Raw genomic sequence first — 7,249 nt, 5'->3', positions numbered from 1 at the left:
GGCCTCGGCCAGCGGGCGGCGTTCCAGGGCGACGGCGGCCTGGGCGGCGAAGGCGTTGAGGATCCGCCGGTCGGCGGCTGGCAGCGGCCGGCCGGTCAGCACGAGCGCCAGATCGTCGCCGATCGACACCTCGACCGCCCCGTCCTCCGGCTGCGCGCACGGATCCGGCCCCACGGACAGCACGGTCCGCCAGCCCGCGGTACCGGTGCCGGTGCCGGTGCCGGTACCGGTACCGGTGGCTTCGCCGTCAGCTGCGGCTGCGGTGGTCGTGGTGGCGTCGGGTTGGGCGCGTTCCAGGAGGGTCGCGGAGCTCATGGCGAAGGTTTCGCGGGCGCGGTCGAGCAGGGCGGGCAGGGCGTCCTCGCCGCGTAGGACGCTGCTGGCGAGCATCGACAGGGTCGCCGCCTCCGCCGAGGCGCGCACGGCCTGGCCGTAGCGGCGGGCGGAGGTGTCGACGACGCGGCTGACCATGGCGGCGACGAGGACGAAGCCGGCGAGGGCGAGGGTGTCGTTGGTGTCCGAGATCGACCAGCGGTGCAGCGGCGGCGCGAAGTAGTAGTTCAGCAGCATGGCGCTGGCCAGCGCGGACAGCAGCGCGGGCCAGAAGCCGCCGACGATCGACACGGCCACCACAATGATCAGGTAGCCGAGGATGTCGATGGCCAGGTTCACGGTGTCGCGGCCCTGGACGAGCAGCGCGGTCAGCGCCGGCAGCAGCGCGAGGGTGAGCGCGGTGGCGACGAGCCGGCGGCGCGGCGTGAGGCCACTGCGGCGGACCCGCGGCAGCCGCCAGCCGGAGCCGACCTCGGCGTGGGTGACCATGTGCACGTCGATCGGGCCGGACCGGTTCGTCGTCGTCACGCCGATGCCGGGGCTCAGGATGCGGGCGAGACGGCCGCGGCGGCTCGCGCCGAGCACGAGCTGGGTGGCGTTCGACGCGCGGGCGAAATCGAGCAGCGCCGCCGGGACGTCGTCGCCGACGACCTGGTGGAAGCTGCCGCCGAGGCTCTCGGCCAGGGAGCGCTGGCGTGATAGTGCCCCGGGGTCGGCGCCGGTGAGCCCGTCAGAGCGCACGACGTGCACCGCGAGCAGTTCCGCGCCCCGGCCGCGGGCGGCGATGCGGGCGGCGCGGCGGATCAGCGTGTCACCCTCGGGGCCGCCGGTGAGCGCGACGACGACCCGCTCCCTGGTCTCCCAGACGCCGCCGATGCCATGCTCGGCGCGGTAACGGTCGAGCTGGTCGTCGACCTTGCCGGCAAGCCACAGCAGCGCGAGTTCGCGCAGCGCGGTGAGGTTACCGAGGCGGAAGTAGTTCGCCAGCGCGGCGTCGATCCGGTCCGCGGCGTAGATGTTGCCGTGCGCCATCCGGCGCCGCAGCGCCTCGGGGGCCATGTCGACGAGCTCGACCTGGTCGGCCTGGCGGACCACCGCGTCGGGGACGGTCTCCCGCTGGGGGACCCTCGTGATCGTCTCGACGACGTCGTTGAGGGACTCCAGGTGCTGGACGTTGACGGTGGAGATGACGTCGATGCCGGCGGCGAGCAGCTCCTCGACGTCCTGCCAGCGCCGGGTGTTGCGGCTGCCCGGGACGTTCGTGTGGGCGAGTTCGTCGACGACCGCGACCTGCGGCGCGCGGGCGAGGATCGCGTCGAGGTCCATCTCGGTGAACGTCGCGCCACGGTGGTCGAGGAAACGGCGGGGGAGGAGCTCCAGGCCGTCGAGCATGGCGGCGGTCTGCGGCCGGCCGTGGGTCTCGATCAGGCCGACGACGACGTCGGTGCCGCGGTCGCGGCGGCGGCGTGCCTCGTCGAGCGCGGCGTACGTCTTGCCGACCCCGGGCGCGGACCCCAGGTAGATGCGCAGAGTTCCTCGTCCCACACCACCTATCGTGCACCCGTCCGGGCTGCACGGGAACCGCCGGAAGGGCCGGTTGGCCACTTTTTCCAGATCGATGTTAGCGACCTGTGAGAATCCGGTGCGCCGCTGTTAGAACCCTGTGAGAAAGAGCCCGTTTCGGCTTTCGTCGCGTTTAACTTGGAGCCCTGCCGGGGTGAAGGAGGGGGCGCATGCAAGACGTGGTCTACGTCCTGCTGACGCTGGGTTGTTTCGCGCTACTGGCGCTTGTCCTGCGAGGAGTAGAAAGGCTGTGAACGCGGAGAACATCGCCGGCCTGGTGCTGTCGATCGTACTCGGGATATTCGTGCTCGCCGCGCTGCTGTTCCCGGAGCGTTTCTGATGTCCACGAACGTCGCCGGTGTCCTCGCGGTGGCACTGCTGGTCGCGGCGCTCGTGCTCACCTATCGGCCGTTCGGTGACTACCTGTACCGGGTGTATACGGATCGGCGTCACCTGCGGATCGAGCGGGTGATCTACCGGCTGACCGGCGTGCACCCGGACACCGGCCAGCGGTGGCCGGTGTATGCCCGCAGCGTGCTGGCCTTCTCGCTGGTCAGCGTTCTGCTGCTGTATCTGCTGCAACGCGTGCAGGCCGCATTGCCGCTCGGCCTGGGCTTTCCCGGGGTGGACTCGCCGCTGGCCTGGAACACCGCGGTCAGCTTCACGACGAACACCAACTGGCAGGCGTACTCCGGCGAGTCGACCATGGGCCACCTCGTCCAGATGGCCGGCCTCGCCGTGCAGAATTTCCTTTCCGCCGCGGTGGGCATCTCTGTCGCGATCGCCGTGGTGCGCGGTCTGGCGCGCCGCCGCACCGTGGGCAGTGGCAGTGGCAGTGGCAGTGGCAGTGGCAGTGGCGGGATGCGCGAGTCCACGGGCGCGGTGCGTGCCGGCGAGACGCGTGCTGGTGAGACGCGTGCTGGCGGGGTTCCGGATGGCGTGGGAGATGAGCTGGGCAACTTCTGGGTCGACCTGACGCGGACGGTGATCCGCGTTCTGCTGCCGGTGTGTGTGCTGGCCGCGATCGTGCTGATCGCCGGTGGGGCGATCCAGAACCTGCATGGCGCTCGCATCGTCGACACCCTCGCCGGCGGCCATCAGACGATCACCGGTGGGCCGGTCGCCAGCCAGGAGGCGATCAAGGAATTCGGGACCAACGGCGGCGGGTTCTACAACGTCAACTCGGCGCATCCGTTCGAGAACCCGACGTCGTGGACGAACCTGTTCGAGATCTACCTGCTGCTCGCGATCGCCTTCTCGCTGCCGCGGGCCTTCGGCCGCATGGTCGGCGACCGTCGCCAGGGCCTGGCGATCGTCTCGGTGATGGCCGTGCTGGCACTGGGCAGCTTCGCCGTCGGCGCCGCGTTCCAGGCCGTCCACCACGGCACCGTGCCGACGGCGGTCGGCGCCGCGACGGAGGGCACCGAGACCCGCTTCGGCGTGCCGAACTCGTCGTTGTTCGCCAGCGCCACGACCCTGACCTCGACCGGCGCCGTCAACTCGTTCCACGATTCCTACACCAGCCTCGGCGGCGCCACGCTGCTGTTCAACATGATGCTCGGCGAGGTCGCCCCGGGTGGCACCGGCTCGGGCCTCTACGGAATGCTGGTGCTGGCCGTCGTGACCGTTTTCGTCGCCGGTCTGATGATCGGGCGGACACCGGAATACCTCGGCAAACGGATCGGCTCACGGGAGATCCGGTTCGCCGCGCTCTACTTTCTCATCACCCCGGTTCTCGCGCTGCTCGGTACCGGAATCGCGATGGGACTGCCCGGTGAACGGGCCAGCATGCTCAACTCCGGCGCGCACGGACTGTCCGAGGTGCTCTACGCGTTCACGTCGGCGGCGAACAACAACGGTTCGGCGTTCGCCGGTATCAGCGTGAACACCACCTGGTACAACACCGCGCTGGGCCTCGTGATGCTGTTCGGCCGCCTGCTGCCGATGTTGTTCGTGCTGGCCATGGCCGGGTCGTTCGCCCGCCAGGAACCGGCGCCGGTGACCGCGGGCACCCTGCCCACGCACCGGCCGCAGTTCGCCGGGATGCTCGCCGCCGTCGCGGTGGTCCTCGTCGCGCTGACCTTCTTCCCGGCCCTCGCGCTCGGCCCGCTCGCGGAAGGGATCCACTCGTGAGCACCACCCTGATCGCCGCGTCCGGCAACGGTCGCGGCCCTGGCAACACAGGCGCAACCGGGTCCGGCCTGGACTCCGGAGCCGGTCCGCGGCGCGTCGGCGGCGGGCTGCTCGACCCGGGCCAGCTGCTGCGCGGCCTGCCCTCGGCGTTGCGCAAGCTCGATCCGCGCACGCTCTGGCACAACCCGGTCATGCTCATCGTCGAGGTCGGCGCGGTGTTCACCACCGTGCTGGCGGTCGCGGACCCGTCGGTGTTCGGCTGGCTGATCACCGGCTGGCTGTGGTTGACGGTGGTGTTCGCGAACCTGGCCGAGGCGGTCGCGGAAGGACGGGGCAAGGCCCAGGCGGCGGCGCTGCGCCGGACCCGCACGGACACGATCGCCCACCGGCTCACCGGCTGGTCCCCCGGTGACCCGCTGGAGGCGGTCCCGGATACGGGGACCTCCGCTCACGCCGGCGCGACCCTCCACGGTGGGGTGACGATCGCGGAGGTCGCGGCGCCGCGGCTCGCACGCGACGACTACGTCGTGGTGGCCGCCGGGGAGCTCATCCCCGGTGACGGTGACATCGTCGAGGGCATCGCCAGCGTGGACGAGTCGGCGATCACGGGCGAGTCGGCGCCGGTGATCCGGGAGTCCGGCGGCGACCGCTGCTCGGTGACGGGCGGGACGAAGGTGCTCTCCGACCGGATCGTCGTGCGGATCACCCAGCAGCCCGGCGAGAGCTTCATCGACCGGATGATCAGCCTGGTTGAGGGCGCCGACCGCCGTCGCACCCCCAACGAGATCGCGCTGAACATCCTCCTCGCGGCGCTGACCGTCATCTTCCTGCTCGCCGTCGCCACCCTGCAGCCGCTGGCGATCTACACGAAGGCGCAGCAGCCCGCGATCCCCGACTCCGCCGCGCTCACCGGCCACGGGATCAGCGGCATCGTGCTGGTGTCACTGGTCGTCTGTCTGATCCCCACGACGATCGGGGCACTGCTGTCCGCGATCGGCATCGCCGGGATGGACCGGCTGGTGCAGCGCAACGTCCTCGCGATGAGCGGCCGGGCCGTCGAGGCCGCCGGCGACGTCGGCACCCTGCTGCTCGACAAAACCGGAACCATCACGTTCGGTAACCGGCAGGCGCGTGCTTTCCTTCCCGTTGACGATGTCGACCCGGCGATGCTCGCCGACGCCGCCCAGCTGTCCTCGCTGGCCGACGAGACACCCGAGGGCCGCTCCGTGGTCGTGTTCGCCAAGGAGCATCACGGCCTGCGGGAACGCTCGCCGGGTGAGCTGCGCGCGGCGACCTTCGTCCCGTTCACCGCGCAGACCAGGATGTCCGGGGTCGACCTGGCCGATCCGGACGTCGACTCCGGGGCTGGGACGGCCGGCCCGCGCCGCCAGATCCGCAAGGGAGCGGCGAGCGCGGTCGTGGCCTGGGTCCACGCGGCCGGCGGCGCGGTGTCCCCGCGGCTCGGCGAGATCGTGGACGGCATCTCCGCGGCCGGCGGCACCCCGCTGGTGGTCGCCGAGACCACCACTGCCGGCGGTGCCCGGGTGCTCGGCGTCATCGAGCTCGCGGACGTGGTGAAGACCGGCATGCGGGAGCGGTTCGACGAGATGCGCCGGATGGGCATCCGCACCGTCATGATCACCGGCGACAACCCGCTGACCGCGAAGGCGATCGCGCGGGAGGCCGGCGTCGACGACTTCCTCGCCGAGGCCACCCCGGAGGACAAACTCGCCCTCATCCGCGCCGAGCAGGCCAAGGGACACCTCGTCGCGATGACCGGCGACGGCACGAACGACGCCCCCGCGCTTGCTCAGGCCGACGTCGGCGTGGCGATGAACACCGGCACGTCGGCCGCCAAGGAGGCCGGGAACATGGTCGACCTCGACAGCGACCCGACGAAGCTGATCGAGATTGTCGAGATCGGCAAGCAGCTGCTCATCACCCGCGGGGCGCTGACCACGTTCTCCATCGCGAACGACGTCGCGAAGTACTTCGCGATCATCCCGGCGATGTTCGCCGGGGTCTACAGCGGGCTGGACCGGCTCAACATCATGCGCCTGGCCACGCCGGAGTCGGCGATCCTCTCGGCGGTCATCTTCAATGCCCTGGTCATCGTCGCCCTGATCCCGCTGGCGCTACGCGGTGTCCGGTACGTGCCGAGCAGTGCGTCGGCGCTGCTGACCCGCAACCTGTCCCGCTATGGCCTCGGCGGCATCATCGCCCCGTTCGTCGGAATCAAGATCATCGATCTGTTGCTGCAGTTCGTCCCGGGGGTGGGCTGACCATGTTCGCGCGACTTCCCGGCTGGGCCCGCCAGCACCTGGCCGCCCTGCGGATCCTGCTCGTGTTCACCGTCGTCGTCGGCCTCGCCTACCCGCTGGCGATCCTCGCCGTCGCCCAGCTGCCCGGCCTGCGCGACCGGGCTGACGGCTCGATCGTCACCGACGCCGCCGGCCGCCCGGTCGGCTCCTCGCTCATCGGCCAGTCGTTCACCGACGCGACGGGCCGGCCAGTCGCGGACTACTTCCAGAGCCGCCCGTCGGCGGCCGGTGACGGCTACGACCCGACGTCCACCTCGGCGTCGAACCTCGGCCCCGAGGACGTCGTCGACACCTTCGACGACCCGCGGACCAGCACCGACGACGAGAGCCGGCAGAGCCTGCTCACCCAGGTCTGCGCCCGCAGCCGCGCCGTCGGCGAGGCGGACGGCGTCGACGGCCGTCGGCCGTACTGCACCGTGCGCGGGGTCGGCGCAGTACTCGCCGTCTACCACGCCGGACCGGGGTTCTCCGGCCGGGTGACGAAGGTGGTGAGCGTGAACGAGCTGTGCCCGCAGCGGCCGTTCCTCGTGACCTACGGCGGTGTGCCGGTGACCTGCCGCACGCTGACCGACGACATCGCCGCCGGCCAACGGGTGCTCATCCGCGGCGACGCGCCCGCACGTCCGGCTGTGCCCGCCGATGCGGTGACCGCCAGCGGCAGCGGCCTCGACCCACAGATCAGCACGGCCTACGCTGACGTCCAGGTCGCCCGGGTCGCCCGCGCCCGTGGGCTGCCAGCCGCGCGGGTCCGATCGCTGGTCGAGGCGCACACGAGCGGCCGGGCGCTCGGCTTCCTCGGTGAGCCGGTGGTCAACGTGCTGAACCAGCCGCGGCTTGGTGTACGCCTGGCCGCCGCGGCTGAACTGGGCCGTCCAGACCTCGTTGACCTCGTTGAACGC

5 protein-coding genes are annotated in these 7,249 nt (G+C 71.2%); 4 read left to right on the top strand and 1 reads right to left on the bottom strand.

The window, feature by feature from the left end; translation table 11 throughout:
* Nucleotides 1-1,878: DUF4118 domain-containing protein (locus MXD58_RS16050; protein WP_250609472.1), on the bottom strand; the 1,878-nt coding region annotated here is incomplete at its 3' end.
* A 268-nt stretch (nucleotides 1,879-2,146) separates the two neighbouring features.
* On the opposite strand from MXD58_RS16050, the gene MXD58_RS16045 reads away from it, so the two are divergent.
* The 4 genes from MXD58_RS16045 to MXD58_RS16030 all read left to right on the top strand — a co-directional run.
* Nucleotides 2,147-2,236, top strand: a complete 90-nt coding sequence (locus MXD58_RS16045; RefSeq protein WP_248840654.1) for a potassium-transporting ATPase subunit F — start codon at nucleotides 2,147-2,149, stop codon at nucleotides 2,234-2,236.
* Nucleotides 2,236-4,029 carry a potassium-transporting ATPase subunit KdpA gene (gene kdpA / locus MXD58_RS16040; RefSeq protein ID WP_248840655.1) on the top strand — a complete coding sequence of 598 codons (1,794 nt, stop codon included), beginning with the start codon at nucleotides 2,236-2,238 and terminating at the stop codon, nucleotides 4,027-4,029. The genes MXD58_RS16045 and kdpA overlap by 1 nt, the downstream gene beginning before the upstream one ends.
* Complete coding sequence (gene kdpB / locus MXD58_RS16035; RefSeq protein WP_374616191.1) at nucleotides 4,026-6,311, top strand: potassium-transporting ATPase subunit KdpB; 2,286 nt, start codon at nucleotides 4,026-4,028, stop codon at nucleotides 6,309-6,311. The genes kdpA and kdpB overlap by 4 nt, the downstream gene beginning before the upstream one ends.
* Nucleotides 6,312-6,313: 2 nt before the next feature.
* Nucleotides 6,314-7,249: potassium-transporting ATPase subunit C (locus tag MXD58_RS16030; RefSeq protein ID WP_250609471.1), on the top strand; the 936-nt coding region annotated here is incomplete at its 3' end.

Origin of the sequence: Frankia sp. AgKG'84/4 (assembly GCF_023242965.2) — a bacterium.
GTDB lineage: Bacteria > Actinomycetota > Actinomycetes > Frankiales > Frankiaceae > Frankia.
The sequence above is the reverse complement of the archived record's forward strand: the minus strand, read 5'-3'. Positions and strand labels throughout refer to the sequence as shown.